At 66.4% G+C, this 25,671-nt stretch carries 22 protein-coding genes; 9 read left to right on the top strand and 13 right to left on the bottom strand.

What is annotated here, in order from left to right; genetic code table 11:
- Positions 1-6 precede the first annotated feature (6 nt).
- Positions 7-585, top strand: coding sequence for a hypothetical protein (locus Q9293_RS17190; protein ID WP_306248659.1), 579 nt, complete (start codon positions 7-9; stop codon positions 583-585).
- On the opposite strand, the gene Q9293_RS17185 is transcribed toward Q9293_RS17190, so the two are convergent.
- A complete protein-coding gene (locus tag Q9293_RS17185) occupies positions 582-1,736 on the bottom strand; it encodes a HAMP domain-containing sensor histidine kinase (protein WP_306248658.1) in 1,155 nt (384 codons plus the stop codon). The two genes, Q9293_RS17190 and Q9293_RS17185, sit on opposite strands and share 4 nt — an antisense overlap.
- Positions 1,737-1,806: 70 nt before the next feature.
- Complete coding sequence (locus Q9293_RS17180) at positions 1,807-2,424, bottom strand: DUF2238 domain-containing protein (RefSeq protein ID WP_306248657.1); 618 nt, start codon at positions 2,422-2,424, stop codon at positions 1,807-1,809.
- 176 nt (positions 2,425-2,600) lie between these two features.
- Between Q9293_RS17180 and Q9293_RS17175 the strand changes: the two genes are divergently transcribed.
- From Q9293_RS17175 to Q9293_RS17160, 4 genes are all read left to right on the top strand, one after another.
- Positions 2,601-3,389 carry an SDR family oxidoreductase gene (locus tag Q9293_RS17175; RefSeq protein ID WP_306248656.1) on the top strand — a complete coding sequence of 263 codons (789 nt, stop codon included), beginning with the start codon at positions 2,601-2,603 and terminating at the stop codon, positions 3,387-3,389.
- Positions 3,390-3,565: 176 nt separating this feature from the next.
- Positions 3,566-4,162: a hypothetical protein gene (locus Q9293_RS17170; RefSeq protein ID WP_306248655.1), complete on the top strand. Its 597-nt coding sequence runs from the start codon at positions 3,566-3,568 to the stop codon at positions 4,160-4,162.
- A gap of 10 nt (positions 4,163-4,172) precedes the next feature.
- Positions 4,173-4,691, top strand: coding sequence for an Ig-like domain-containing protein (locus tag Q9293_RS17165; protein WP_306248654.1), 519 nt, complete (start codon positions 4,173-4,175; stop codon positions 4,689-4,691).
- 47 nt (positions 4,692-4,738) lie between these two features.
- Complete coding sequence (locus Q9293_RS17160; RefSeq protein ID WP_306248653.1) at positions 4,739-7,108, top strand: tail fiber domain-containing protein; 2,370 nt, start codon at positions 4,739-4,741, stop codon at positions 7,106-7,108.
- A 62-nt stretch (positions 7,109-7,170) separates the two neighbouring features.
- On the opposite strand, the gene Q9293_RS17155 is transcribed toward Q9293_RS17160, so the two are convergent.
- The 9 genes from Q9293_RS17155 to Q9293_RS17115 form a co-directional block, all read right to left on the bottom strand.
- Complete coding sequence (locus Q9293_RS17155) at positions 7,171-8,547, bottom strand: M20/M25/M40 family metallo-hydrolase (protein ID WP_306248652.1); 1,377 nt, start codon at positions 8,545-8,547, stop codon at positions 7,171-7,173.
- A gap of 79 nt (positions 8,548-8,626) precedes the next feature.
- The gene (argC, locus tag Q9293_RS17150) at positions 8,627-9,625 is read right to left on the bottom strand and encodes an N-acetyl-gamma-glutamyl-phosphate reductase (protein WP_306248650.1); all 999 of its coding nucleotides are present in this window, start codon (positions 9,623-9,625) and stop codon (positions 8,627-8,629) included.
- A gap of 106 nt (positions 9,626-9,731) precedes the next feature.
- Positions 9,732-10,784, bottom strand: coding sequence for a hypothetical protein (locus Q9293_RS17145; RefSeq protein ID WP_306248649.1), 1,053 nt, complete (start codon positions 10,782-10,784; stop codon positions 9,732-9,734).
- Between the two features lie 15 nt (positions 10,785-10,799).
- Positions 10,800-11,987, bottom strand: coding sequence for an argininosuccinate synthase (gene argG / locus Q9293_RS17140; protein WP_306248647.1), 1,188 nt, complete (start codon positions 11,985-11,987; stop codon positions 10,800-10,802).
- 112 nt (positions 11,988-12,099) lie between these two features.
- On the bottom strand, positions 12,100-13,458 hold the full coding sequence (argH, locus tag Q9293_RS17135) for an argininosuccinate lyase (protein ID WP_306248645.1): 1,359 nt from the start codon (positions 13,456-13,458) through the stop codon (positions 12,100-12,102).
- On the bottom strand, positions 13,455-14,534 hold the full coding sequence (locus tag Q9293_RS17130) for a M20/M25/M40 family metallo-hydrolase (protein WP_306248643.1): 1,080 nt from the start codon (positions 14,532-14,534) through the stop codon (positions 13,455-13,457). Before Q9293_RS17130 ends, argH begins: the two co-directional genes overlap by 4 nt.
- Entirely contained in the window at positions 14,531-15,460 is a 930-nt protein-coding gene (argB, locus tag Q9293_RS17125; protein ID WP_306248641.1) for an acetylglutamate kinase, read from the bottom strand. The genes Q9293_RS17130 and argB overlap by 4 nt, the downstream gene beginning before the upstream one ends.
- A gap of 30 nt (positions 15,461-15,490) precedes the next feature.
- Positions 15,491-16,483 carry an N-acetylornithine carbamoyltransferase gene (locus tag Q9293_RS17120; RefSeq protein ID WP_306248639.1) on the bottom strand — a complete coding sequence of 331 codons (993 nt, stop codon included), beginning with the start codon at positions 16,481-16,483 and terminating at the stop codon, positions 15,491-15,493.
- On the bottom strand, positions 16,480-17,628 hold the full coding sequence (locus tag Q9293_RS17115; protein ID WP_306248637.1) for an aspartate aminotransferase family protein: 1,149 nt from the start codon (positions 17,626-17,628) through the stop codon (positions 16,480-16,482). The genes Q9293_RS17120 and Q9293_RS17115 overlap by 4 nt, the downstream gene beginning before the upstream one ends.
- Positions 17,629-17,774: 146 nt before the next feature.
- On the opposite strand from Q9293_RS17115, the gene Q9293_RS17110 reads away from it, so the two are divergent.
- Genes Q9293_RS17110 through Q9293_RS17100 form a run of 3 tightly spaced genes read left to right on the top strand, consistent with a single transcriptional unit; the run spans position 17,775 to position 20,155 of the window.
- Positions 17,775-18,194: a hypothetical protein gene (locus Q9293_RS17110; protein WP_306248635.1), complete on the top strand. Its 420-nt coding sequence runs from the start codon at positions 17,775-17,777 to the stop codon at positions 18,192-18,194.
- A gap of 41 nt (positions 18,195-18,235) precedes the next feature.
- The gene (locus tag Q9293_RS17105) at positions 18,236-18,976 is read left to right on the top strand and encodes a hypothetical protein (RefSeq protein ID WP_306248633.1); all 741 of its coding nucleotides are present in this window, start codon (positions 18,236-18,238) and stop codon (positions 18,974-18,976) included.
- A gap of 3 nt (positions 18,977-18,979) precedes the next feature.
- Positions 18,980-20,155, top strand: a complete 1,176-nt coding sequence (locus Q9293_RS17100) for a murein hydrolase activator EnvC (protein WP_306248631.1) — start codon at positions 18,980-18,982, stop codon at positions 20,153-20,155.
- Positions 20,156-20,212: 57 nt separating this feature from the next.
- Here Q9293_RS17100 and Q9293_RS17095 read toward each other — a convergent pair whose 3' ends face one another.
- Positions 20,213-21,847 carry an SEL1-like repeat protein gene (locus Q9293_RS17095; RefSeq protein ID WP_306248629.1) on the bottom strand — a complete coding sequence of 545 codons (1,635 nt, stop codon included), beginning with the start codon at positions 21,845-21,847 and terminating at the stop codon, positions 20,213-20,215.
- Positions 21,848-21,873: 26 nt separating this feature from the next.
- A complete protein-coding gene (locus Q9293_RS17090; protein WP_306248627.1) occupies positions 21,874-23,061 on the bottom strand; it encodes a type II secretion system F family protein in 1,188 nt (395 codons plus the stop codon).
- A gap of 80 nt (positions 23,062-23,141) precedes the next feature.
- Here Q9293_RS17090 and Q9293_RS17085 point away from each other — a divergent pair, with 80 nt between their 5' ends.
- Positions 23,142-25,667 carry a hypothetical protein gene (locus Q9293_RS17085; RefSeq protein WP_306248624.1) on the top strand — a complete coding sequence of 842 codons (2,526 nt, stop codon included), beginning with the start codon at positions 23,142-23,144 and terminating at the stop codon, positions 25,665-25,667.
- Positions 25,668-25,671 lie beyond the last annotated feature (4 nt).

Genomic DNA, 25,671 nt, shown 5'->3' with positions numbered 1-25,671 from the left:
GACACCATGAACCCTGCTGCCAACCCCTCCACCGCCGCCCTGATCTGCCTGCTGACCCTGGTCGCCTGCTCCAAGCCGGAGGCCACGCCACCCTTGGCCAAGCAGATTTCAGGTGCGGCCACGGCGCCCTTTAATGACCTCAACCTCGTGCATGACAAGATTCCGCCTGTGCTTCTCGAGGCACAAAAGGCGCCGTACGGGGCCCCCAAGGATGCCACCTGCGCAGGATTGAAGGCGGAAATCGACCAACTGGACGCGGCCCTGGGCCCCGACCTGGATGCACCGGGCCACCCCGAGCGCCGCAACCTCCTGGAGAAGGGCTGGACCGAGGCCGAAGGCGCGGCGGTGGGTGCGGTGCGCAGCGCGGCTGAAAGCCTGATTCCCTACCGGAGCTGGGTGCGCAAACTTTCGGGAGCCGAGCGGTTTTCGCGCCAGGTGACCGCTGCCATCGGCGCGGGCATTGTCCGTCGCGCCTACCTCAAGGGCCTGGGCCAGGCCCAGGGTTGTGGCGCCGCGGCCACGCCGGCCTCTGCCCCCCTCCCTGCTGAGACGAAAACGGCCGACCCCGTTCCTGCGGCATCCTAGCGGGCGAGACGGATCCAGAAAGTGGTGCCCTCGGGGCCCGTGTCGAACCCCACCTGGCCCTTCAGCACGTTCTCTCCGAAGAGCTTCATGGCATAGGTGCCCAGGCCTCGGCCCGCGGCCCCTTTGGTGCTGAACGAACGCTGGAAGATGCGGCTGCGGACTTCTTCGGGGATTTCGCCGGGGTTGTGCACGAGGAAGCGGATGTGCTGGCCTTCGGCCCGGGCGGAGAGGGTGATGGTCTCGCCCATGAAGGAGGCCTCCACGGCATTCACAGCCATGTTCAGGACAACCCGGGACAGGAGTTCAGGGTCTGTGTGAATGACGTCTTCCGGTGCGGGCAGCAGCTCCACCTTCCGGGCCTCGGCCAGGGCGTGGCGCTGCAGCAGGTCGCCCACATCCCGCAGGATCTCCAGGGGCAGGATGGCCCGCACCCGTGGCCTGAGGTCGCCATGCTCGGCCTGGGCCATGGCGCGGTGGCTGCGCAGTTCGCGGTCGAGCAGGTCGGTGAGGTTCGCCAATTTCTGCGCCACCGCGGTGGAGGACGAGGATGCCCCTGAGGCCAGGATGTCGGCCCAGCCCCGGATGCCCTGCATGAGGTTGGCCACGTCGTGGTAGAACAGGCGCTCCAGGGCATCGCGCCGCTTGATGGCGCTGAGGTCGTGCAGCACCACGGCGATGAAGGGGTGGCCGGACACTTCGAGCGGACTGGCCACGATGGCGAATTCGGCGCTTTCGGTGAGGGCTCCATGCCGGAGGGTGAGCAGGCATTCGGATTCCACAGAGTGGCCGGTCTTCTGTGCCTCCAGCACCGCCAGCACCGCGCCGCAGTGGGCGCAGGCATGGCTGGTACCGCAGCCTGCGGGGCCTTCGTGGGCGTGGACGCAGCCGAACAGCTCACCAGGACGGCGCCCCAACACGTTTCCGTCCTCGGGATCGGCGATTTGAAGCACCCGGTCATTGGTGGCCAGCACCTGCCGGTTGGCATCCAGGATGAGCACCAGGCCATCCAGGGCCTGGATCAGGAAGCGGGCCACGGGGTTCTCCAGGCAGGCCTCGGCCTCCCGGCGCAGGTCGGCCTCAGAGGTGCGCTCAGGCGAGGCGAAGTGCGTGGTGACCGCGCCATGCCTCCGGGGCTTCGCATCCAAGGCCATGGGAACTCCATGCCAGCACTAAACAGTCAAAAGGACTCTGCTGGCTGTATCGGTCTTTTCCTGTTTTCCGTTAAGAATGCATGAGCTTTTCTATGAATCGGTCATGGGCTCGTGCCAGCCATCCCAGCGCCAGGCTGGCGCCGATCAGGGCGCAGGCCATGTCCCACTGGGTGTCCCAGGGATCGCCTTGGGAGCCCAGGAAGGCGTCGGCGGAACTGCCCGTCCACACCGCCGTCTGCCATTCCAGCTGCTCATAGGCGGCGCTGAGGCCCAGGGTCATGAACAGCAGCACCACCACGGACCATGCCCCCGGCTTCAGGATGCCCTTGCGCAGCAGCACTTCCCGGAAGATCAGCACCGGCACGAAACCCTGGAAGAGGTGGCCCAGCCGGTCATAGGGGTTGCGCGCCAGATGCAGCCAGGCTTTCACCCAATGGCCTGCGGGGACTTCGGCGTACGTCCAGTAGCCGCCCACCATGAGCACCAGACAGTGGAGGGCGATGAGGGCATACAGCAGGTTGGTGAGCGGGAATTTCCGATGGGTGAGCACCAGGGCTGGAACCCCGATGAGAACGGGCACATTCTCCATGAACCAGGTGAAGCGGTCGGCCTTGGGATGCCAACCGAGCAGCAGGAAGGCCGTGGTGGTGAGCAGGAGCATGGCCAGGGGGAAGCGTTTCGCGGTCACGGGTTTCCTTTGCGCGGATGGCCCAAGGATAGCGGCCGAACCGACATCGACGTGATGTCCGGGCTTTGTCTGGACATCACGTGGGGGTCAAAGGGGGGACATCGCAAACGAGGGGAGCAGGCGGTCCCCCCTTTCATGGCAGAGGATTCGCCTATGCTGGGGGCCTGGAGGACGTCATGGATCTCGGCATTCGCGGCAAGGTGGCCATGGTGGCGGCGGGCAGCAAGGGAATCGGTCGGGCGGCCGCCCTGGCGCTGGGGGCCGAAGGTTGCTCGGTGTCTCTCTGTGGCCGGGGAGTGGAAGCCCTCGCCGCCGCCAAGGCGGAACTCGAGGCCCTGGGGGTGCGGGCCTTCACGGCCTCGGTGGATGTCTCCAAGGCTGAGGATCTCCTGCGCTGGCACGAAGGCACCGAGGCGGCTCTGGGTCCGGTGGACATTCTCGTCACCAACACCGGCGGCCCCAAGGCCGCGACCTTCGACGGCCTCAGCGACGAGGATTGGAAGGCCGGTGTGGATACCACGCTCCTGAACGTGGTGCGCATGACCCGCCTGGTGCTGCCGGGCATGCGGGCCCGGAAGTGGGGCCGCATCGTCCACATCACCAGCCTGGTGGCCAAGCAGCCCTATCCCCTGCTGACCATCAGCTCCACCCTTCGGGCGGGCCTTTCGGGCCTCACGCGCACCCTGTCCCTGGAGACGGCCAAGGACGGCATCACTGTCAACGCCTTGCTGCCGGGCCACATCATGACCGACCGCCAGCATCACCTGGCCGAGGTGAAGTCCAAGGCCGAGGGCATCACCGTGGCCGAACACTTCGCCCGCCAGGCCGCGGCCATTCCCGCGGGCCGCATCGGCGAGCCGGAGGAAGCCGGCGCCGTCATCGCCTTCCTCTGCAGCCAGCCCGCTTCCTATGTGACGGGCCAGAGCCTGCTGGTGGATGGCGGGCTGGTGCTCGGCACCTTTTAAGATCATGGGCCTGGCGTCTTCTGGGGTGATCCGCAGAAAACCATGGGCCCGATTTTGAAAACTCTTTTTCCAGACAGGGGCCAATGCCCTGATAATCGACCCTAAACACATCAAGTGGCATTCCGCTGCTGGATTCGGTGGGGCTCGGCATGGGCGACCGTGGAGGAGCAGTTTCCGTGAGAGCCTCGCGAGGGCGCCGCAGCTGGAGGATCATCCTGGCTTTGGCGGGCTGCCTGCTGGGGCCGATGGTGGCGGCGGAGGACGCCCTCCACTTCAGCCTGCAGGCGGGTTTGCAGGTTCCGACCGCGCCGGATCTCAAACGCACGGCAGGCACCGGGCCCAGCCCCAACCTTGGGGCCATGGTCGCCTGGGGGTCTCGCGAGGATTTCGCCCTGCGGTTGCGCGTGGACATGACCCGATTCAGGGAAGCCCGGCAGGAAGTGGATTCGCCCGGCCTGAAACAGGCGATCACCACCAAGGTTCGCAGTGAGAGTGTCGGTCTGGAGCAGCTCGACTATGAGGGACCCTGGTCCTTCGGTGCGGGCCTCTATGCGGTGCGTTGGACTGTGGACAGCGCCAACCGGTTGGAATCCGCCGGCGATGTGTTCGAGCCCCGATCCACCACACGCTGGACCCGACTGGGACTGGGCTTGATGGTGGGTCGCCAGTGGTCGAAGCACACGGATGTGGAACTGCGTTTCATGTCCAGCCACTACGGTCAAGAGAACCAGCCCACGAACGTGGTCTCCGTCAACCTCGTTTGGACGTTCTAGCGGAGGCCTCATGATGCTGCGCCGATTCCTCCCGCTGGTTCTGGTGCTCCTGCCGATGTTCCTGGGCTGTTTTGGCACCAATAAATCCAGCGACCGGGCGGGCACCGTGAACGGGAACATGACCATCCTTCCGGAGGCGCCCTCGCTCCTGCCGGGCCAGACGGTACAGTTCAGCGCCGGCACTCCCTGGGGCCAGGAGGTGACCTGGTCGGTGCTGCCCGCTTCAGCAGGCACCATCTCCACCACGGGGCTGTTCACCGCCTCCGCGACCCCCGGCGCCGCCACGGTCTTTGCGGTGTGGACCAAGGATGTGCGCTACACCGCCAGCACCGGGGTCAGTGTGCTGCCACCCCCCGCTCCTGCTGAAATATCGCCCAATCTCACCCAGGCTTCCGGTGCGCAGCAGGTGGTGACGGGCACTGACACGACCAATGCCGCGGTGGTGGGGGAAACCGTTCCCTCTGTGACAGCCGTCAGCGTCAATGGCGCCATCAAGGTGCGTCATGGCTTCAACCCGCCCGTGAAGTAGCCCCTTTCCTCCCCGCCGAGTCTTCCCGACTTTTGAAGGTGAACGCCATGCGATGCCCCTTCCTCACGCCCACCCTCGCCATCCTCATCGTCGGCTCAGTCCAGCCGGGCCTTCAGGCCCGTACCCTGGCCCTCGCGGCGGATCCCGCGCCCCTGCCCACCCTCACGTACCAGGGGCGGCTGATGGAGGGTACCGTGGCGGTCACTGGGGTGCGGAGCTTCACCTTCAGCGTGGTGGATGGCGCAGGCACCGAACAATGGAACTCCGGGCCACAGACTCTCACCGTAACTGATGGCCTCTACGGGGTGGTACTGGGCACCACCGGCATGCCGCCCCTGCCCCTGACACTGCTGGGCAAGGCCGGACTGAAGCTGCACGTGGTGATGGGAAGTCAGGCCCTGGCACCCGATGTGGACATCGTGCCTGCCTTCCAGGCCCGCAGTGCCTGGGAGGTGACGGGCGCCTTCGGGGGCGACTTGAGCGGCACGCAAAACCAGCTGCTGGTTGGAAAGCTGCAAGGCAGGACCCTGGATCTAACCACCACTGCGCCCGCCAGTGGCCAGGCGCTGGTGTTCAATGGCACGAAGTGGGTGGCTGGCACCGTTGTTGGCACGGGCACAACGGGGCCCCAGGGGCCTCCAGGACCTCCCGGGCCCCAGGGGCTCACGGGCGCCACCGGAGCGACGGGTGCCACTGGGCCCGCGGGGGCCAGCCCCTTCACGCTGAACGGCGCCAACGCTGTGTTCACCACTGGCTCGCTCGGCTTGGGCATCAGCCCGCCCGCCGCCAGCGCCCTGCTGGATCTCACCAGCACGACCAAGGGTTTCCTGCCACCCCGCATGACCGCTGCCCAGCGCGCGGCCATCACCTCGCCCGCGGTGGGCCTGATGGTCTACCAGACCGATGGGACGGCCGGCCTCTACCAGTTTGATGGCGGCATTTGGTCGCTGTTCGGCCTGAACACCGGCACCGCCGTGGTGACCAGCGTGGGTACAGGCACAGGCCTCACCGGTGGTCCCATCACCACCAGCGGAACCATCTCCCTGGCTAACACGGCGGTGAGCCCGGGTGCCTATACCCGCGCCAACCTCACGGTGGACCAGCAGGGAAGGCTGACCGCGGCCAGCAATGGCGCAGCCATCAACCTCGGCACCGAAGTCACGGGAGTGCTGGGCCTCGCGAATGGCGGCACGGGCGCCAACTCGGCCGCCAATGCGCGCACCGCCCTGGGGCTGGCCGCCGTGGCTTCCACGGGTGCCTATGCCAGTCTGACGGGCCTTCCCGTGGCAGGTACGGATTTCCTGGCGCCCTCGGGCAACGGTTCGAACCTCACCGGATTGACGAAGGCCCAAGTGGGCCTGGGCAACGCGGAGAACACGGCCCTGTCCACCTGGGCAGGCTCCACCGCCATCACCACCCTGGGCACCATCACCACAGGGACGGTGCCAGTGGCTCGTGTGTCGGGGCTGGGTTCCCTGGCCACACTAGGCAACGTGAACGACGGCAACTGGTCCGGCTCAGCCCTGGCGGTGGCCCATGGCGGCACAGGCGCGATCACTGCTTCGGCGGCGCTGAACGCGCTGCTGCCCAGCCAAGGCGGCAACGGCGGCCTGTTCCTCACCACGGATGGCAGCGGCGGCGTCAGCTGGGCTGCGGCTGGGGGCGGGGGGTGGAATGCCTCGGGGAACAACTCAACCAGCGGGACGCTCACCGTGACGGGAAATACGCTGACCGGTGTGAATTTCCTGATTGATTACGATCCGGCCTTTGGACTCCCCACCAACGGCACCTTGAATACAGTTTCCATCCGGGCTTCTGGCGATGTCGCCGCCGCCAGCTTCGCGGCCACCTCCGATGCCCGCGTGAAGGACGTGGTCGGCCGCTCGGATGGAGCCGCCGATCTGGAGAAACTCCAGCAGCTCCAGATCACGGATTACCGGTACAAAGATCGGCTCCAGCGGGGCGATGCCATTCACAAGAAGGTCATCGCTCAGGAGGTAGAGGCGGTCTATCCCATCGCCGTGAAGCAGACCGTGGATTTCCTGCCGAACATCTACCGGTTGAGCGCCATGGTCAGCTACACCGAAGGGCGACTGACGGTTGGCTTGGCGGAGCCGCACGGGCTGAAGGGCGGCGAAACCCTCCGTCTGATCGGGGCGAAGGGGGCCCAGGATCTGCCAGTGGCCGAAGTCCTGGATGCCACCCATTTCGTGGTGGCCAACTATCCCCGCGAGGAGGAGAAGGTTTTTGTCTACGGCGTTCAGGTGAAGGATTTCCGGGTGGTGGACTACGAGGCGCTCAGCACGCTGAACATCAGCGCCACCCAGGAGCTGGCACGGCGGCTCAAGGCGCTGCAGGAGGAGAATGCCACTCTGAAGCGGGATCTGGCCGAGATCAAGGCGCTGCTGAAAAAGTAGCCCCTATCCTTTTTGCGCAGAAACGCCGGCCAGAGGCCGGCGTTTCTGCGCAAGGATCCGCTTCAGCTCTTGAAGCCACTCACGGTCTGGAAGTAGTGGGCGAAGGCGGCGATGCCGCCGGAGGCCTGCTCCCAGTCGTAGTTCTCGTTGGGGGCGTGGTAACCGTGGCTGGGCAGGCTGAGGCCCAGGAAGAACACTTCGCAGCCGAGGACATCCTCCATGGTCTTCACGGCGCCAATGCTGCCGCCCTCGCGGGTGAAAGAGCAGGGCGCGTTGAAGGCGAACTTGTAGGCGTCCTTGATGGCCTCGGCGTAGGGGCCGGTGACGTGGCCCTTGAAGGGCGCGAGGCCGTGCTCCTCGTGGAACTGAACATCGGGGAAGTTCTCATTCACGAAGCTGCGGATGAGTTGAATGGTCTTGTGTTCATCCATGTCGGGCACCAGGCGGCAGCTCATCTTCACTTCGGCGCGGGGCGGCACAGCGCTCTTGATGCCGGGGCCCGTGTAGCCGCCGACGACGCCATGCACTTCCATGGTGGGGCGACCCCACACGCGCTTCATGACCTTGAGCGGATCCTCGGTGCGCATGCCGGTGATCATGTGGTCCTTCTTGAAGGTCTCCACGCTGAAGCCCGCGTTGGCCCACTCTTCCAGTTCCTTCTTGGAGGGCTTCACCACGTCATCGTAGAAGCCGGGAATCTTTACCTTGCCGGTTTCGCCATCCATCATGGTGGCCACGACCTTGATGAGCTCGGCGAGAGGGTTGCGCGCCGCGCCTCCCACCACGCCGCTGTGCAGGTCGTGGTCGGCGGTCTCCAGCGTGAGGCGGAAGCCCTTGAGGCCGCGCAGGCCCGCGGGCGTGCTGGGCTTGCCGCGGGTGATCCACACGGTGTCGCTCACCACGATGGCATCGGTGTTGAAGCGCTCGCGGTGGCGGGTGAGGCCGCCCTCGAAGCTGGGGCTGCCGATCTCCTCCTCCAGTTCCCACAGGAAGTGGATGTTGAGGGGCACGCCCGCCCGGCGCGCGGCCAGGGCGCCGAAGAAGGCCGTCACGGCTGGGCCCTTGTCGTCCGTGCTGCCGCGGCCGCGGTAGGTGTCGCCATCCACCACGAAGGTGAAAGGCTCTGCCGTCCACTCGGGCTCGTTGGCGGGCTGCACGTCCATGTGGTTGTACACGGTGATGGTGGAGACGCTGGGGTCTTCGCCGAACCAGCCGTGGATGAGGGGATTGCCGCTGGTCTCCAGGATTTCGGCCTTGCCACCATGCCGCTCAAACAGGGCCCGCGCCGCCTCGGCGCAGCGCCGCACATCGCCCTGCCGGGCCGGGTCCGCACTGATGGAGGGAATCTCCACCAGGGTTTTCAGCTCGGCCTCAAAAGCCGCGCGGCTCTCAGCGGCGAACTGGCCCAGGGCCTCGCGGGTGAGAAGGGAAGGATTCATAGATTCTCCGGGAAGGGGTAATCATCATCCCACAGCCCGGAGGGTTGTCTATTAACAGACGAACGGGTCACTCATGAAGTTACGCGGGGTAGCCGCCCGCGTTCTTCAGGCCGGTCCATTCGGGCAGGCCCAGGGCCAGGTTCAGGTTCTGAACCGCCTGGGCCGCCATGCCCTTGCCCAGGTTGTCCAGGGCCACCAGCACGGCCCCATGACCCTGGCGGGCCACCACGCTGAGATCGGCGAAGGCGCTGCCCGTGGTGGCTGCCACCCGGGGCGACCCCTCGACCATCCGCACGAAGAAGCGGTCGCGGTAGAAGGCCTCAAAATGAGCTCGAAGAGCCTCTTCTCCAATTCCCGCAGGAAGCGGGAATTGGAGTGTGGCAAAGATGCCCCGCACCATGGGCGCGCTCTGCGGCACGAAACTGAGCGGCGCCTCCCAGCCCGCCGTGGCGAGGGTGCGCAGCACCTCGGCCTCGTGTTGGTGGCTGAGCATCTTGTAGGCTCGGAAATCATTGGCTCGGGTGGGATGGTGGGCGGTGTCCAAGGGCGCCGCACCTGAGCCCGAAGATCCCGTGGCCGCGGTGACGGCCACGAAGGCGGGCTTCCATTCCGCCAGGGGCAGCAGCGCCAGTTGCAGCGCCGTGGCGAAGCAGCCCGGATTGGCGATGCGCCGGGCGCCCTTCATGCGCTCGGGCTTCCAGTCCACCAGGCCATACACCCAGGTGGGATCCAGGCGGAAGTCCGCAGAGAGATCGATGATGGTGAGGCGGTCGATCAAGCCATGCGCTTGCCAAGCGGCCTCGAACTCGGGCCGCAGCTTGCCCAGTTCGCCATGGGGCAGTGCGGAAAACACCACGGGGGCTTCACTCTGACTGAGGGCTACCCAGTCCGGTGCTGCCTCGAAGGTGCCTTCGATCAGCCCGCGCAAGTTCGGGTGCTGGGCATGAAAGGGCTTTCCCGCGTGGCTGCGGGCCGTGCCACGAATGGAATTTATCGCCGGATGGTTGGAGAGCCACCGCAGCAGTTCACCGCCGCCGTAGCCGGAAGCGCCCAGGATCAAGACATCCACAGATTTCATTTGGGCTCACAAATAGAAGGTCATCCACAGATTTCACAGATTCACACAGATGAAAAACGGAAGCTTTTGAATCTGTGACACCCGTGGAATCTGTGGACCAAAATCCTTAGACCTTGGACGCGAGCCTGGGCTCGAGGAGGTTGAGCACGAACTTGCCGAGGGCTTCGGCGTCGGCGCGGGCGTTGCGGGCGGGCAGGCCCAGGGTGGCCACGAAGCGCTCACCCACGCGGTTGTCTGTGGCGGGGCCCGCCACCAGGTCGGTCTTGATGCCGTAGGTCGAGCTCAGGTTGTGGACGGCTCCGGCGGCGCCCACAGGGTCGTTGGCGCATACGATGAACGCGCCGCTGAGGGCCATGAGCTCGGCATCCTGCAGAATGGCCTGCACGCCGTACTCACCCATGATGCCGTCGCCGGTTTCGGCCACGATGACATCCACGCCATGGGAGGCCAGCTCCGAAAAGATGATGTGCGACACGCCCGCAGCGCTGCCCGCATCGGTGCAGGTGATGCCGGCATCCGTGAAATCAAGCGCAACTTCGGCACCGTAGTCCCGCATGGCCAGGGCATCGCGCATGAGGGAGACACCCGTGAGCTTGCAGGCGCCCACTCGATAGCCCGCACGGCTCAGCTGGCGGATGGTGGCGCAGGCGGCAGCAGTCTTACCCGCGTTCATGCAGGTGCCTGCCACGTACACCACCGGGCAGTGGGCGGAAAGGCTTGTGCCCTTGAGGGCGCCCATGCGGATGTGGGCCGACTGGCCCGCGCGGGACTGGAATTCGGGAAACACCAGCACCTGGCCCAGCACCTCCAGCTCGAAGGGCTTGCCCACGTCGGGGTTGTGCGACAGGCACTGGCCGATGACGCCGCCCATGTTGAGCAGGTTCACGGTGTCGCCGGGCTTCAAGGATGTGGGCATGGCGCCCTCATAGCCCTGCAGCGCGTTCCGGTGGCCCAGGGCGCCCACGAGGATGTCGCCGTCGTGCAGCGTGCTCATGCGGCCGTAGGGATCTTCCAGCTGGTTGTAGGTACTCTTTTCGCCCCGCACGCGGCAGGCGATGACGGAGCCTTCTTCGAGCAGGATCTCGCTGCCCAGCGTGAGGGTGCGGCCCAGCCGCAGGTTGCGGGTGACGGAGGCGAGCTTGTCGACGTGGATTCTCATGGGTGCCTCGGGTGATCAGTTGGGCTTGGCTTTGAGGGTGAGGGTCTGCTGGACGCCGAAGACCTTGGCGAAGCCTGCGGCTTCGGCGCCGGTCCACAGCTTGTTGGCTTCGCCGTAGGTGGCGATGCGCGGGTCCATCAGCGAATAGGGGGACTGCACGCCCTCCACCACGAAGGTGCGCGGATGCAGGGTGAGCCGCACTTCGCCGCAGACGCGATCCTGGCTGGATTGCAGGAAGGCTTCCAGGTCGCGGGCCAGGGGATCGAAGAAGTGGCCCTCGTGCAGCAGTGAGCCGTAGAGGTTGCCCAAGGACTCCTTCCAGAAGAGCTGCTTGCCGCTGAGTACGAGCTTCTCCAGTTCGCGGTGCGCGCCGGTGAGCAGGTGCGCGGCGGGGGCCTCGAAGCCCACGCGGCCCTTGATGCCCAGGATGGTGTCGCCCAGGTGAACGCCGCGGCCGATGCCGTAGACCTTGCCCACGGCGTTGAGTTGGGCGATGAGCGTGACCGGATCCATGGCGTTGCCGTCCAGGGCCACGGGCACACCCTGATCGAAGCTGATGGTGAGCGTCTTGGGCGCCAGGGAGCCGATCACTCCGCCGGGGAAGGCCGCCTCGGGCAGGGTGCTCCAGGCATCGAGGGTCTCGCGACCGCCCACGCTGGTGCCCCACATGCCCTCATTGATGGAGTAGTCCTTGGTCTTCTCGGGGAAGGGGAAGCCCCGCTCGGCGCAGTAGGCCATCTCCTCGGCCCGGGACAGGCCCAGGTCACGGATGGGGGTGAGGATCTCCAGCTCTGGGGCCAGGGCGCGGAAGGCCACGTCGAAGCGTACCTGGTCGTTGCCTGCGCCCGTGGAGCCGTGGGCGATGGCAGCGGCCTTCATCTCCTTGGCCAGCTCGGCCACGGCGCGGGCCTGGCAGACACGCTCGGCCGACACCGACAGGGGATACATCTGGCCGCGCAGCACATTGCCGTAAACCAGGTAGCGGAGGTAGCCGTCGAAGAGTCCGGCGCGGGCATCTACCGTGGTGTGGCTGATGGCGCCCAGCTTGGGGGAGGCGGCCTCGATGCGGGCCAGTTCCTCGGGCGAGAAGCCGCCGGTGTTCACGGTGACCGTGGCCACGTCGTAGCCCTGCTCCTTGAGGTAGAGCACACAGAAGGAAGTGTCGAGACCGCCGGAGAAGGCGAGGACGGCGAGCTTGTTCATACGGGTTCCTTCAAGAGAAAGCTGAACCACCAAGGCACCAAGACACCAAGAACTGCAAATGAAAGTGCCCTCGTTTTTCTTGGCGCCTTGGTGTCTTGGTGGTGATCAGTTGTCAGTTCGCCCACAGCGCCACCTCGGCTTCCGCATGGATGTCCCGCTTGGCCTCGATCCAGGCGCGGGCCTGCATGAGCTCCGTGGCGAGGTCGTCCAGGCCCAGATTCCCAGCGCCGCCCAAGTGGGTGGCGGTGAGGGCTGCGCGATCGGGAGCGAAGGTGCCCTCCTGGATCTGCTGCGCCACCTTGCGGTAGGCCTCGCGGAAGGGGAGGCCGCCTTGCACGTACACATAGGCCTGATGGGCAGCGTAAAGCTCGTCGGTGCTGGCGGCGGAAGTGGCCTCGGCGTTCACTTTCAGAGCGGGGATGAGCCGCACCAGCACGCCGAACAGCTCGTCTGCCTGGCGCAGACCCATGATCACGGGGCGCTTCAGCAGCTGGAGGTCGCGGTGGTAGCTGGAGGGCAGGCCCGATCCGATCTGATCCACCAGGCCTGCAGTGCCCCGCAGCTCGCGACAGCGGCCCCGGGCCAGTTCGACCACATCGGGGTTCTTCTTCTGGGGCATGATGCTCGAGCCCGTGGTGAAGGCATCCGGCAGCTTGAGGAAACCGAATTCTTCGGTGCTGTAGAAGGACACGTCCCACAGGAATTTTTCCAGCACACCGCCGGTGGAGGCGGCCCACTGCAGCAGCGCCGTCTCATGACGGCCCCGGCTGTTCTGCACATCGATGGGACTGCACTGCACCTTGGAGAAGCCCAGCAGCTTGGCCGTGAGTGCCCGGTCGATGGGCAGGGGCACGCCGAAGCCCGCGGCTGATCCCAGCGGGCAGCGGTCGAGCCGCTGGTAGACCGACTGCAGAGCTTCCAGTTCCTCCAGCAGGCCCTCGGCGAAGGCCGCAGCCCACATGCCGAAGGTGCTGGGCATGGCACGCCGCAGGTGGGTGTAGCCGGGCAGGGCCACGTGTTGATGATCGCGGGCGAAGGCAAGGAAGGCCGCCGCCAGATCGGACACCCTCAGGCCCAGTCGCAGCAGGGCATCGCGCAGGTAGAGCCGAAAGGCGAGGATCACCTGGTCGTTGCGCGAGCGGGCCAAGTGGATGCGCTGCCCCACGGGCCCCAAGCTGCGGGTGAGATCCGCTTCGATGGCAGTGTGGCCATCTTCCAGGTGGGGCGGGATGGGAAAGGCATTCTGCTTGGCGAGGTTGGCGATGCGCTTGAGGCCCCGCACCAGGGCCGCGGCGTCGGCGGAATCCAGCAGCCCCGTGGCGGCCAGCATCTTCGCGTGGGCGGCACTGCCCAGGGCATCCCAGGGGAGCAGGGTCAGATCGGTATCCGGATCATCGCCCACGGTGAAGCGGTGGATGGCCACATCCAGCGGCAGGTCCTTGGCCCAGAGTGTTGTTCCGTCTGGCTTCATCGGGCACCTGCTTCGTGCTTGGCCGTCTGTAGCTTGAAGAAGGTGGTGGCGAGGTTCGTGTAGAAGGCGGCGCCAGCTTCGAGCTCGGGCAGGGTGAGGTATTCGTTGGGGCTGTGGCTGCGGAAGGTGTCGCCGGGGCCGACCTTCACGGCGGGGATGCCACCCAGGAAGGCCCAGTCGGAGGTGGTGCCGGATCCCACGGGCCCGGCCTTGCCCGCGGCCTGGAGCGCGGCGCGGACGATGGGGTGGTCGGGATCCGTGCCCTTGGGCAGGTAGCGCTTGGAGTGGATGGCCACTTCGCTTTCCAGCTGGCGCTGGAAGGAGGCCGCAAGGTCGTCGTGATCCTGGTCGGGGCTGGTGCGCAGGTCGATGAAGAACTCGCAGGCATCGGGCACCTGGTTGCGCCGCAGGCCGCCCTGGATCTGGGTGACCTGGGCTTTCTGGGAGCCCAGCAACGGATGGGGCGGGAATTCCATGACGGCGATTTTGGAAATGTCCCGGGCGGCTTTGTGGATGGCGTTCTCGGCCCCCAGCATCTGCGCATTGGCCACGTGGCCGCTGGTGCCGCGCGCTGTGCACTTCAGCAGGAGCATGCCACGCTGGGCGGCGCAGATGCGTAAGCCCGTGGGCTCGCCCACGACTGCGCCATCGAAGGGGCCCAGCTGATCGAGGATGGTGGCAATGCCCTTGCCGCCCGTTTCCTCTTCCGCGCTGAGGGCCACCACCACTTCGCCATCCACCTTCTGCTTGGACAGCTCGAAGGCCGCCAGCAGCATGGCGGTAACACAGCCCTTGGCATCGTTGGAGCCCAGGCCCTGGAGCCGCGATCCGTTCCATACGGGCGTGAAGGGATCGCCCTCCCACCCCGCACAGGGCGGCACGGTGTCCAGGTGGGAATTGAGCAGGAGGCGAGCGCCGCCCGGGGTGCCGAAGGAGAACCAGAGGTTGTGTCCCTGGCGCTGCACCGCGAAACCCCTGCTGATGAGGAGATCCTGCACCAGGTCGGCGATGGGACCTTCCTCGCCGGAGACACTGGGGGTGCCCACCAGCAGGGTGAGGAGTTCTTCGGGGCTCATCCGGCAACTCCGGTGGCGAGGCCCGGGACGCTTCCCGGTACGAGCATGGTGCCGCTGCCCTCGTTGGTGAAGATCTCGGCCAGCAGGGCGTCGGGGGCCAAGCCGCTCACCAGGTGAGCGCTGGGCACACCAGCCGACAGGGCGGCCTTCACCGCCGCGAGCTTGGGCCGCATGCCCCCGCTGATGATGCCCCTGGCTTCAAAACCCGCCAACTCTTCGAGGGTGGCATGGGGGATGAGGGAGGACGCCTTGCTGATGTCCTTGAGCAGGCCCGGCACGGCCAGCAGGAAGAAGAGCTTCTCCGCGCCCAGGGCCCCGGCCAGGCTGGCCGCGATGGTATCGGCGTTGGTGTTGTAAATGGCGCCGTCCTCGCCTCCCGAGAGCGGCGCCACCACCGGCACGAACCCTCCTTCGAGCAGGTGGCTGAGTACGTGGGGGTCGATGGCATCGATGTCGCCCACGAGACCAAAATCTACCAACTGAGGTTCGGTGGCACCATCGGGCACCACGGGGACTGGCGGTCGTTTATGGGCCTTCACCAGACCTGCATCCAGACCGGTGAGCCCCACGGCAGGGACACCCGAGGCCTGGAGATCGGCGAGGAGATCCATGTGCACCTGGCCCGCGAAGACCATCTTGGCGGCATCGAGTACTTCGGGGCTGGTCACTCGGCGGCCGGCCACCTTCTCGATGGGGATGTGCATGGCCTCGCAGACGGCATCCAGCTCGGAACCGCCGCCGTGCACCAGCACCACGCGGATGGAAAAGGACCACAGCAGCGCAATCTGCTCGCAGAGGGCCTTGCGGATCTTGGCTTCGGACAGCACGTCGCCGCCCACCTTCACGACGAAGGTCTTGCCGCGGAAGAGGCGGACGTACTGGGAGGCTTCCTTGAGGGCGGCGTAGGGGTTCGGGGAGAGCGGCATCACAACCTCGGAATCAACAGGGCGGATCGGTTAGGACTGGGAAAGAAGGTGGTGGATGGTGGCCCGCTGCACGTGGAAGCGGTTCTCGGCTTCGTCCACCACGCGGCTCCACGGCCCATCGAGGACGCTGTCGTGCACCTCGAGGTTGCGGCGCACCGGCAGGCAGTGGGTGAAGATGGCCTCCTTGGCGGCCTTCTCCATGTGCGCGGCGGTGGGCATCCAGGCGCCGAGGTCGGCCATGGGCGCGGCGGTCAGGCCGGACTGCGTGGAGGGGCCCCAGGCCTTGGCGTAGACGGCGGCGCTGCCTTCGAGGGCGGCGTCCTGGTCGTTGGTGTAGGTGATTTTCCCGCCGGTGGCGGCGGCATAGGCTTCGGCCTCGGCCCGCACCTCGGCGCTCAGTTCGTAGCCCTTGGGATGGGCCACGCGGATCTCGGCCCCGCAGGCCGCGGCGGTGAGCAGGAAGGAGTTGGGCACGGCCTTGGGCAGGGGCTTGATGTGCGGCGCCCAGGTGAGGGTCACGGGCACCTTCGTGCTGCCGTGGGCCTCCTGGATGGTGAGCAGGTCGGCGAGGCCCTGGTGGGGATGCTCGCGGGCGCTTTCCATGCTCAGCACGGGCACGGTGGAGAAGCGGCGGAAGGCGTTGATGACGGGATCGACTTCGTCTTCCGCATCCCCGTTGCCGTGGCTGAAGGTGCGCACAGCCAGCAGGTCCGCGTAGCGGCCCAGCACGGGCACGCCCTCGCGCACATGCTCGGCGCGGTCCTCGTTCATGATGGCGCCGTCGCGGTCCTCCAGCTTCCAGGTGCCCGCGCCCACTTCCAGCACGATGGCGTGGCCGCCGTGGCGCAGCATGGCCGCTTCGAAGCTGGCCCTGGTGCGCAGGCTGGGATTGAAGAACACCATGCCCAGGATGCGGTCGGTGAAGATGGCGCCGGGGCGGTTCTGCTTCCAGGTGGCGGCGGTGGCGAGGATCTCCTTGACCCCGGCGGGGCCCAGGTCGGAGATGCGGGTGAAGTGCTTCATTTCGACTCCGGCTGGAAGGCGTAGATGGCGGTGATGAGCGCGGTCAGGGCCTCGCCGCTGACATTGAGGGGGGGCATGAGGCGCAGCACCGAGGCATCGCCCGAGCCGCCGACGAGGAGGTGATGGGCGAGGAGGTGCTTCTTGAGAGCCGCGGCATGGGCGCTGCGTAGGCCCAGCAGCAGGCCCTCGCCCAGCACCTCGGTGACCACCGAACCCTTCAGCTCCAAGCGCAGGCGCGCCGCAGCGGCCATGGCATTGGGCATCAGCCCCTCGTGGTTGATGACGTCCACGGTGGCCAGCAGGGCCGCGCAGGCCAGGGGACCGCCGCCGAAGGTGCTGCCCAGGTAGCCGCCCTTGAGCCTGGCGGCCACGGCGGCCGTCATCAGCAAGGCACCCATGGGCACGCCGGAGGCCAGGCCCTTGGCGGAGGTGATGAGGTCGGGACGGACACCGTAGTACTGGGCGGCGAAGGGGGTTCCCAGGCGGCCCATGCCCGTCTGGATCTCATCGAAGATGAGCAGGGTGCCAGAGGCATCGCACTTGGCGCGCAGGGCCTGGAACCACTCGCGGGAGGCGGTCTTGATGCCGGCCATGCTCTGGATGGGCTCGAGGATGACGCCGGCCAGGTCGGAGAAATCAGCCGCGGCCAGGGCTGCGAGGTCGCCGAAGGGAAGGCGCCGACAGGGCACCAGCTGATCGGCGAAGGGCTCGGTGATCTTCGGATCGTCCGTGACGGAAAGGGCCAGGAGGGTGCGGCCGTGCCAGCCCCCCTGGAAGGCGCCGAGGGTCTTCCGGCCCGTGAGCAGCAGGGCCAGCTTCAGGGCGTTTTCGTTGGCCTCGGCCCCGCTGTTGCAGAAGAAGACGGAATCCATGCCCGCGAAGGCGGTGATGGCGGCGGCCGCTTGATCCCGCACGGGCAGGGCTGCGGCGGCGGAGTAGAACAGCAGCGAAGCGGCCTGGCCAGCGATGGCCCGCACCACCTTGGGGTGGCTGTGGCCCGTGGCGCAGACACAGTGGCCGCCGTAGAAGTCCCACCAGCCCTGGCCCTGATCGTCGAAGACCCGGTCGCCCTCGCCCCGCACCAGGGGAAAGGGGTAGGGCGCATAGGTGGGGAGCAGGGCGGGACTGGGAAGGGTGACGGTCATGCGGGCATCCTGTGCATATGCGCGCATGGAGTGTGCATAATCCAGCGGCTGATTGCATATTATGCACTGTTGATATGGCAATACAAGATGAAATTCCTGTGAATTCGATTGTTCTGGAACTCCTGGTTGTTGATGTATGCAATTTCATGCATCATTCATGCATGGATCTGGACGCCCTCATCCTCCACCTGCTGGAGGCTTCGCCCATCACCGATCAGGGGGATCTGCTGGTGCGCCTGGCGGCCCAGGGGCATGAGCTGACCCAGTCCACCCTCTCCCGTCGTCTCAAGCGGCTGGGGGTTCAGAAGGTCCAGGGGCACTACCGCCGCGTGGAGGCCAGTGCCCAGCTGCTGCCCGAGGTCACCATCACCGAGGTGCCGCCCAACCTGCTGGTGCTGCGCACGGCGCCGGGTTTCGCGCAGGCCCTGGGTTTGAGCCTGGATGCGGAGCCCGTGCCCGGCCTCATGGGCACCCTGGCCGGTGATGACACGGTGTTCGTGGCCGTGCTGCCCGAGCGGCTGGCCGAGGTGAAGGCCCACCTGACGAGGGTGTCGGCGGCGCGCTGAGCCGGGTCTGCCGTAGACTCGAAGGGACCCCTGGAGTCTTCATGGATCGGTTTGGAAGTTCAAAGCTGCGCATCACCTGGGCGCTGATCAGCCTGTTCGTCACCGGACTGGTGGTCATGGCCGTCCGGGGTCAGCAGGGCGAGGGCGGCTCGCAGATTCTTCTCTTCGGCACGGCCATCCCCCTGGGGGCCGATTCGTTGCGATCCTACGCGCTGGGCAACCTGGTCGGCGCCATGTACTGGGCGGTCTCGCTCGTGGTGCTGTTGGGCGCCTTCGTGCCCGTCAGCCAGTGGACCGCCGCTGCCGCCCGGGGCGAACGCTTCAAGGGTTTCTTCGCGGGCACGGGCCTGGGCTTTGCCCACGGGCTGTTCCTCTCCCAGGTGGCCCTGATTCCCGTGTGGGCTCTGAGCTGGCGGCTGATCGGAGAGGCCTTCCCACCCGAGCTGCTGCGGGCCGATCTCCATGGCCTGCTGCTGGGCCTGCAGATGCTGCTCTGGTCGGTGCTGCTCTCGCGCCTGCTGAAATCCAGCGCGGGCCTGGCTCTGCTGCTGACTTTGCTGTTGCGCGAACTGGGGCCGCGGCTGAGTTTCTTCCTCGATTTCGGGCAGGATCTGGGCTGGACGGCTGGTCAGGTGAAGGTGCTGGAAGTCTTCGTGCGCCTGCTGCCCATGGCCCAACTGCCTTCGGACCCTTTCTCGCCCCTGGCGCTGCCCCTGTCCATCGGTGGTCCGCTGGTGTTAGGCGCGCTGGCGATGCTGCTGCCTGCCGGGGGGCGAAAGTAGCTGATGCGTCCGCTGCCGGGTCTGCTCCTGCCGGTGCTCCTGCCACTGTGGCTGGTGGCGCAGGGGGGAGCCTTTCTGATGGCGCAAAGCGCCCAGGATCCCGCCGAGCTGCGCCAGAAGCTGGCGGACATCCAGGGCCGCTTGAATCAGGTGGATCAGCAGCTCTCCTCCCTGAAGAAACGCCGCAAGGGCGTGCTGGTGGAAATCCAGGGCATCTCCCTGCAGCGGGACCGCGCCAGGGCTCAGGTCGAGGGCGCGCGGCTGCGCCGTGATCAAGCCCAAACCGAAGTGCAGGTCATTGGCCGGGAGCAGGCCCGCATTCAGGGCGAGGTCCAGCGGCTCCAGAGTGACCTGCGCCGACAGGTGCGATGGATGCAGGCGCTCGGCCCCTGGGGCGATCTGGGCCTCTACGCTTCGTTCAAGGATCTGGAGGCTTGGCTGGTGCGGGGCCGCATGCTGGCCTGGGCGCGGCTGCAGGAACGCAAGCAGCTGGGTCAGGTCCATCGGCTGCAGGGTGATCTCGCAGTCAAAGAGAAGGCCCTGAAGGAAGTGCTGGCGCGGGTGGCGGCTGACGAGAAGGAGGCGGCCCAGCTGCAGGCCGCCCTCCGCCTTCAGGAGGAAAAGCTCAACAGCTTCCTGGATGGCCTGCAGAAGGATGAAACCGCCCAGAAGCAGGCGCAGGCTGAATTGGCAGAGGAAGCGCTGCAGCTCGAACGCCTGCTCTCAGGCTTGTTGGGCAAGCCCAAGGGCGAAGCCTTCGAGGCCACCGTCGCGTTTGCGAACCTGCGGGGCGAACTGCCGCAGCCTGTGGAGGGCACCCTCTCTCAGGCTTTCGGCGAACATCTGCACCCGCGCTTCCACACCAAGACCATGCAGAGTGGCCTGCTCATCGCCGCCAATGGCGGGGCCCCGGTGGGTGCGGTGGCCGATGGGAAGGTGGCCTTCGCGGACTACTACCAGAGCTATGGCCCCATGGTGATCCTCGACCACGGCGGCGGCTGGTTCACCCTCTACACGCACCTGCTGGGACTCAGCGTCAGCAAGGGCCAGGTGCTGCGCGCGGGCGAATCCGTGGGTGCCGTGGGCGACACCGTGGATGGCCCGCGGCTGGGCTTTGAGATCCGTCACCAGGCCCAGCCGCAGGATCCGCAGAAGTGGCTGAAGCGGCGCTATCGGTGACCGTCGAAAGTGCCTTCGCCGCGCATGCGCTGCATGGCTCTCCGGGTCACTGACAGGCTATCGGATCGGGGTGGGCGCGGTGAGGGTGGATAGAGGCGCGAGCTTGCCATCCGGCTGAACCCGGCCCTTGGCCGGTGGCCAACCCGCCGCTTCGGCTTTGAGGTACCATTCCCGCGCCTTTCGGGCGTTGACCGGAACACCAATGCCGGCCTGGTGGATCAATCCCAGGTGGAACATGGCCTCTGGCAGCCCGGCCTCGGCGGCCTTCGTGAACAGCGCCAGGGCCCTGGAGGGCGAGGCGGGCACCCCGCGGCCATTCTGGTAGAGCAGTCCAAGTTCAAAACAGGCTTTCCCGTCGTTTGCCTGGCTCAGCTCCTTGAGCAGGGCGAGGCCCTTCGGCTGAAGCTCACGTGATCCGTCCAGGAGGGATCTGGCCAACTCCACTTTCGCACCAGGTACCCCCTGCTCCGCAACGGCCTCAAGGAGCAACCGACCGAAAGCAGGATCCTGGGGAAGCATGCTTCCGGATTGAATCTGCCTAGCGATGTAGGGCAACAGCTGGGAGGGCGGCTGATTCCGGGTGGCCGCCAGCAGGTGTCGCTTCGCTTCCTCTGGCTGGGCGGTGATCCCCACCCCGCGGAGCAGTCCCAGAGCCAGAGGAATCCGTGCACCGTCGCGGCCCCTTCCCACCTGTTCTCGACAGATGGGAACGAGGGTGGACACCTCTACTGTGGCCGGTACCGCGGGCCCAAGCAGAAGCCGGGTGAGGCCCTGGAAGGCGAATTCGTCTCCCTGCGCTGCAGCCTGCAGGTAGAAGCGCAGCGCCTGATCCAGGTCGCGCGGGACGGGATGCCCCGTTTCATAAATGTGCCCTAAGCGCTGCTGGGACAGGAGGTCGCCCTCCTTGGCCGCACCCATGTAGTGGGAAATCGACGCGATGAGGTCGACCGGAGTTCCCAGACCGTTCTCGTAGAGGTAGCCCAGATTGCCATCGGCCCTGGGGTTCCCTTTGACAGCCGCGATCTCAAACAGTTCACGCGCCGTCTGGTAGTTCTTGGTGAGGCCCGCCTTCCCGGTTACGTAGAACCAGCCCAGATTGTTCATACCGATTGCGTTCCCCTTGGACACGCCGATGGCGTACATCCTGGCCGCCTCCCACTCGTCTTTTGGTACGCCTCGGCCCGACTCGGTCAGCCAGGCTAGGCTCATGAGGGCATCCACATCATCCAGGTTGGCGGCGCGTCGGTACCATTCGGCGGCCTGCGCATCGTCCTTCGGGGTACCCTGGCCCTCTTCAAACATCTGACCGAGCATGCGTGCCGCATAGGCGTTGTTCTGCTTTGCGGCTGCCAAGAAAAGAGTGAGTGCGCGGGCCTCATCCTTGGCCAGTCCGCCGAAGCCGTTGAGTGTGCAGTAGCCCATGTCGGCCATGGCCATGACGTGGCCCTGGTCAGCGGCCTTGCGGTACCAGTGGACCCCCTTGATCTCATCCTTGGGAGCCCCTCCATATCCCTGGAAATAGCGGTCTCCCAATTCGCGGGCAGCATCAGCCTCTCCACGGATGGCAGCGGCTTCCAGTTGGGCCAGGGTGAGCTTATCTACCTGCGGTGGGGCGGATCGCAGAGGTGTCGTATCCAGGTCGTGAGACGCACCGAGGGCGCATAGGAGCAGGATCGCTTGTCCTGGAAACATGCTTCACACTCCCGGTGGCGGAGGACTCAGTGAATCACGTTGCTCGCGTTGAACAGCGGCACGTAGATGGCCAGCAGCAGGCCCAGTACCACCACGCCCATGAAGAGGATGAGCACGGGGCCGATGAGGCTCGTGACGGCGGTGGTGGCCTTCTCCACTTCCTGATCGAAGAAGTTGGCCACGTGATCGAGCATCTCGGGTAAGGCACTGCTCTGTTCACCCACGCGGATCATTTCCACGGCCAGGGGATCCAGCACCTTGCCTTGTTCCAGTGACAGGTGGAGGCTGCTGCCGGCCCGCACCTTGTCGGTGATGGTGAGCAGGCCCGCCTTCATGCGCTCGCTGGGGCTGGTGCGCTGCACCACTTCGAGCGCCTGCACCACCGGCAGGCCGCCTGACAGCAGCACGCCCAGGGTTCGGCAGAACACGCTGGAGTGGTACATGCGATAGAGGGTGCCCAGCTTGGGCAGCTTCAGCAGCAGGCGTTCGGCCATCTTGCGGCCCGCCTCAGAGGCGATCATCCAGCGGATGAGAACCACCAGGCCCACCACGAGGATGCCCTGGAGCCAGAGGGTAGAACTGATGAATTTGCCCGCCCCCAGCAGGATCTTGGTGATGAGGGGCATTTCAATGTCGCCCCCCGCGTAGAACTCCGAGAACCGCGGGAGCACCACATTGAAGATCACACCCAGCGCCAGGATCATCACCAGCACCAGGAAAGAGGGATAGAACAGGGCCTCGATGATGCGCCGTCGGCTGGTCTGGGCGAATTTCTGGAAGGCCAGCCAGCGGGCCAGTACTTCGGTCATGGTGCCGCTGCGTTCACCTGCCACCACGTTGCTGCGGTAGATGGGGGGAAATGAGCCCGCCTGTTCCAGGGCATCCGAAAAGGACATGCCCTCGCGCACCAGCTCCACCACCTGGGCGAGGCTGCGCCGCAACTGGGGATCCTTGCCGTGCCCCACCAGCAGCTCCAGGGACTGCAACAGGGGGATGCCAGCCTTCAACAGGGCCAGCAGCTCTTGATTGAAAAGGACCAGGGATTCGGTCTTGAGCTGGGCCCGGCTCCGGAAGGCGGTGTCCGTGCGGGTGATTTCCAGCGGAAAGCCGCCTTCGGCCAGCACCCGGGCCCGGAGGGTGGCCTCGGACTCGGCCTCGAATTCGCGCACCAGGACTTCGCCGTTGGCATGGGTGAGTCGGACCGTGAATCGCATGGGCACCTAAAGAGACCTAGAGAATAACGGATAAACCCGGATACCGTCGCTGCAGTAGCCGCTGTTCCCCAGGAGGCCTCGTGCCGCGCAATTCCTTTTTGATGGTGCCCACGCTCACGCCCTTGCTCGCGCCCATGCTCACGCCCATGCTCACATCGGTGCTGCTGGCCCAAGCGCCTCAGCCCGCGCCATTGCGTGTGGGCGAGCCGTTACCTCTGGACCTGGATCTGCGGGCGGTCCAGGCCCAGGATCTGCTGCCGAAGGACAACCGAGACGCGGCCCAGGTGGAGGCCACCCGCCAGCGATGGCTGGCCCTGGTGGCGCCCTTCAAAGAGGCGGTCTCAGTGCGTCTGCGGTTGCCCCTGAATGAGGCCCGTCTGCCCATCCTGCTGGCGGCGGCCCAGGCCCTGAGGGCGCAGGCTCCCCTGCAACGCCTGTACGTGGCCTTCGATGCCAAGGCTCCGGCTCTGCTCGAGGAAACCGCCTGGGGTGCGGTGGATGGCGGGGCCCTGGTGCCCGCTGACTTGGCTCTGGAGCCGGTGACGTGGCGAGAGCAATTGGCCCAGGCCCAGGAAACCTTTCCAGGCCGTCCCTGGACCCTCTGGTTGCCGAAGGAACCCGGCGCCCTGGCCTCCACTCTGTTGGGTGATGGGGGGCGTCTGGTGGTGCCCGCGGGTGGCGCAGCGGCCCAGCTCGCAAGCCTCATCCCCCCGGGCTTCCAGGAGGTGGAGGGGGGGCTGGGCGACCTGACCTTGCGGAACCGCACCGGTGCTTCGCGGCGCTGGGTGTTCGCGAACGAGCTTTGGACCGAAGCGGCGCTGCCAAAGAACCGCACCGAGGTGGCCGTCACCGGAGCTGAGGCCTACGACGTGGGCGCCCTGCTGGCACATGTGCGCGCCACCCAACTGCGCTCGCGGGCCCAGGTCCGCACCCTCCAGGCCAAGGCGGATCTGGACCTGCACATCCAGGGGCAGAGCGGACAGGGCGGCGATCTGGGCTTCACCTTCGAGTACTTCGAGCAGGCCGGGGACTGGCCCGAGCTGCTTCAGAAGGAAGTGCGCTTCAACGGCGTGAAGGCAAACCTGAAGGGCGAGGTGCAGCTGCCCCTCATCGAAAGCCGCCGCTCCGTCTCGCTGCCGGTGTCCCTCAGTCTGGCGGAGACGTATCGCTACCGGGATGGCGGGCCGGCAGGGCCTGGGCGCAGGCTGCTCCGCTTCGAGCCGGTGACCCCCGATCCACTGGCCTACCGCGGCGAGCTGGAGGTGGAAGAGGCCACCGGGCGGATTCTGGAGGAGCGCCGCGAGCGTACCAACCTGCCAGGCACGGTGAAGAGCGAACGGGAGGTGCTCACCTATGGAGCCGTCGCCCCGGGAGTCTGGCGGCCCGTGGCGGTGAAGACCTTCGAGCGCTGGGTGAGCACCGACGGTGTGGTGCAAGTGCAGCGCCGCTTCACCTACCGGGATTTCGAGCTGAACAGCGAACGTTTCATGGCCGACCGGGATGCGGCACGGGGCTCGGCCTCCACCATGCTGAAAGTGACCCCTGAAGGGGCGCGCTACTTTACGCGGCAAAGCGATGGCACCCGCAGGATCGATGAGCACGCCAAGAGCAATGGCCGGGCCATCGCCGCGGTGGTGCTGGTGAATCCGGGGCTGACCCCGCCGGTGCTGCCGCTGGCGGGCCTCGTGTACTTCGACTACAACGCCTTCGGCAAAGGGGTGCAGCTGAACGCGCTCACGGCCGGCGTCTTCAACACGGCCAGCCTGGCCATTCCACGGGGGGTGGGCAGCTTCGATGTGAGCGCCAGCGCCACGGCCCTGCTGCTGAAGAGTACCGAACGGCCTGTGGTCCGCGGTGAGCTGGCTGATGACGACGGTGTGGGCCGCCGTTTCGGCATGTTCGGGGTGGAGCTGGGTCATGATCTGGGCCTGGGTTTCCGCCTGGAAGGCCGGGGTGATTTTCAGTACGACGCCTTCAGCGAAGGCGAAACCAAGTACCGCACACCGGGTTATGTGCTGCCGCCCTCAGGGCTCACGCGCGTGGGCAGCCTGCAGGGTTCGTGGCTGTTTCGGGGCTTCCAGGTGCGGGGCTTCCAGAGCTGGGGGCAGCGCCCTGAAGGCACGTACGGCACTGCCGCCCATCCCCTGGTGGTGCCCGAGGGCGGCGCCTTCAAGCGCTATGGGGGAAGCCTGGGTCTTGATCGCGAAGCTCGGCCCGGCTTCTGGTTCCACGGCGAGGCGGGCTGGGTGGGAGGCCGCGCCTTCGACCGCTTCAATGCCCTGGATGTGGGGGGTGCCGGTTCCGTGGTGCGCGTCGCGGGCATCCGTTCCAACGCTATCGCCGCCGATCAGGTGGCCTACGCCAAGGCGGGCATGGCCATCCCCACGGGCCCCAACCTGCGCCTGACCCTCAGCCTTGAACACGCCCGTGCGCGCAGCCTGGATGATGGGAAGACTTATGGCGTGAGCGGCCTGGGGGTGTCCGGCGACTTGCCGGGCTTCTGGTGGTTCACCGCTGTGCGGGTGAACCTGGGCGCAGGTTTGCAGAGCGACATCGCCGGTGTGAAGACCGTGAACGGCTACGTGGCGCTGTTGCGGTTGTTCTAGAACG

Source organism: Geothrix sp. PMB-07 (assembly GCF_030758935.1).
Lineage (GTDB): Bacteria > Acidobacteriota > Holophagae > Holophagales > Holophagaceae > Geothrix.
Note: the sequence above shows the minus strand (reverse complement) of the source record. Positions and strands in the feature narration are given on the sequence as shown.

Excerpts from the sequence above, each read along its gene's own strand:
- Q9293_RS17110 (WP_306248635.1), top strand. The coding sequence starts at position 17,775 with ATGCATCATTCATGCATGGATCTGGACGCCCTCATCCTCCACCTGCTG.
- argB (WP_306248641.1), bottom strand. The coding sequence starts at position 15,460 with ATGCCGCTCTCCCCGAACCCCTACGCCGCCCTCAAGGAAGCCTCCCAG.
- Q9293_RS17165 (WP_306248654.1), top strand. The coding sequence starts at position 4,173 with ATGATGCTGCGCCGATTCCTCCCGCTGGTTCTGGTGCTCCTGCCGATG.
- Q9293_RS17115 (WP_306248637.1), bottom strand. The coding sequence starts at position 17,628 with ATGACCGTCACCCTTCCCAGTCCCGCCCTGCTCCCCACCTATGCGCCC.
- Q9293_RS17120 (WP_306248639.1), bottom strand. The coding sequence starts at position 16,483 with ATGAAGCACTTCACCCGCATCTCCGACCTGGGCCCCGCCGGGGTCAAG.
- Q9293_RS17190 (WP_306248659.1), top strand. The coding sequence starts at position 7 with ATGAACCCTGCTGCCAACCCCTCCACCGCCGCCCTGATCTGCCTGCTG.
- Q9293_RS17100 (WP_306248631.1), top strand. The coding sequence starts at position 18,980 with ATGCGTCCGCTGCCGGGTCTGCTCCTGCCGGTGCTCCTGCCACTGTGG.
- argC (WP_306248650.1), bottom strand. The coding sequence starts at position 9,625 with ATGAAATCTGTGGATGTCTTGATCCTGGGCGCTTCCGGCTACGGCGGC.
- argH (WP_306248645.1), bottom strand. The coding sequence starts at position 13,458 with ATGAAGCCAGACGGAACAACACTCTGGGCCAAGGACCTGCCGCTGGAT.
- argG (WP_306248647.1), bottom strand. The coding sequence starts at position 11,987 with ATGAACAAGCTCGCCGTCCTCGCCTTCTCCGGCGGTCTCGACACTTCC.
- Q9293_RS17105 (WP_306248633.1), top strand. The coding sequence starts at position 18,236 with ATGGATCGGTTTGGAAGTTCAAAGCTGCGCATCACCTGGGCGCTGATC.
- Q9293_RS17095 (WP_306248629.1), bottom strand. The coding sequence starts at position 21,847 with ATGTTTCCAGGACAAGCGATCCTGCTCCTATGCGCCCTCGGTGCGTCT.
- Q9293_RS17175 (WP_306248656.1), top strand. The coding sequence starts at position 2,601 with ATGGATCTCGGCATTCGCGGCAAGGTGGCCATGGTGGCGGCGGGCAGC.
- Q9293_RS17130 (WP_306248643.1), bottom strand. The coding sequence starts at position 14,534 with ATGAGCCCCGAAGAACTCCTCACCCTGCTGGTGGGCACCCCCAGTGTC.
- Q9293_RS17185 (WP_306248658.1), bottom strand. The coding sequence starts at position 1,736 with ATGGCCTTGGATGCGAAGCCCCGGAGGCATGGCGCGGTCACCACGCAC.
- Q9293_RS17155 (WP_306248652.1), bottom strand. The coding sequence starts at position 8,547 with ATGAATCCTTCCCTTCTCACCCGCGAGGCCCTGGGCCAGTTCGCCGCT.
- Q9293_RS17160 (WP_306248653.1), top strand. The coding sequence starts at position 4,739 with ATGCGATGCCCCTTCCTCACGCCCACCCTCGCCATCCTCATCGTCGGC.
- Q9293_RS17090 (WP_306248627.1), bottom strand. The coding sequence starts at position 23,061 with ATGCGATTCACGGTCCGACTCACCCATGCCAACGGCGAAGTCCTGGTG.
- Q9293_RS17145 (WP_306248649.1), bottom strand. The coding sequence starts at position 10,784 with ATGAGAATCCACGTCGACAAGCTCGCCTCCGTCACCCGCAACCTGCGG.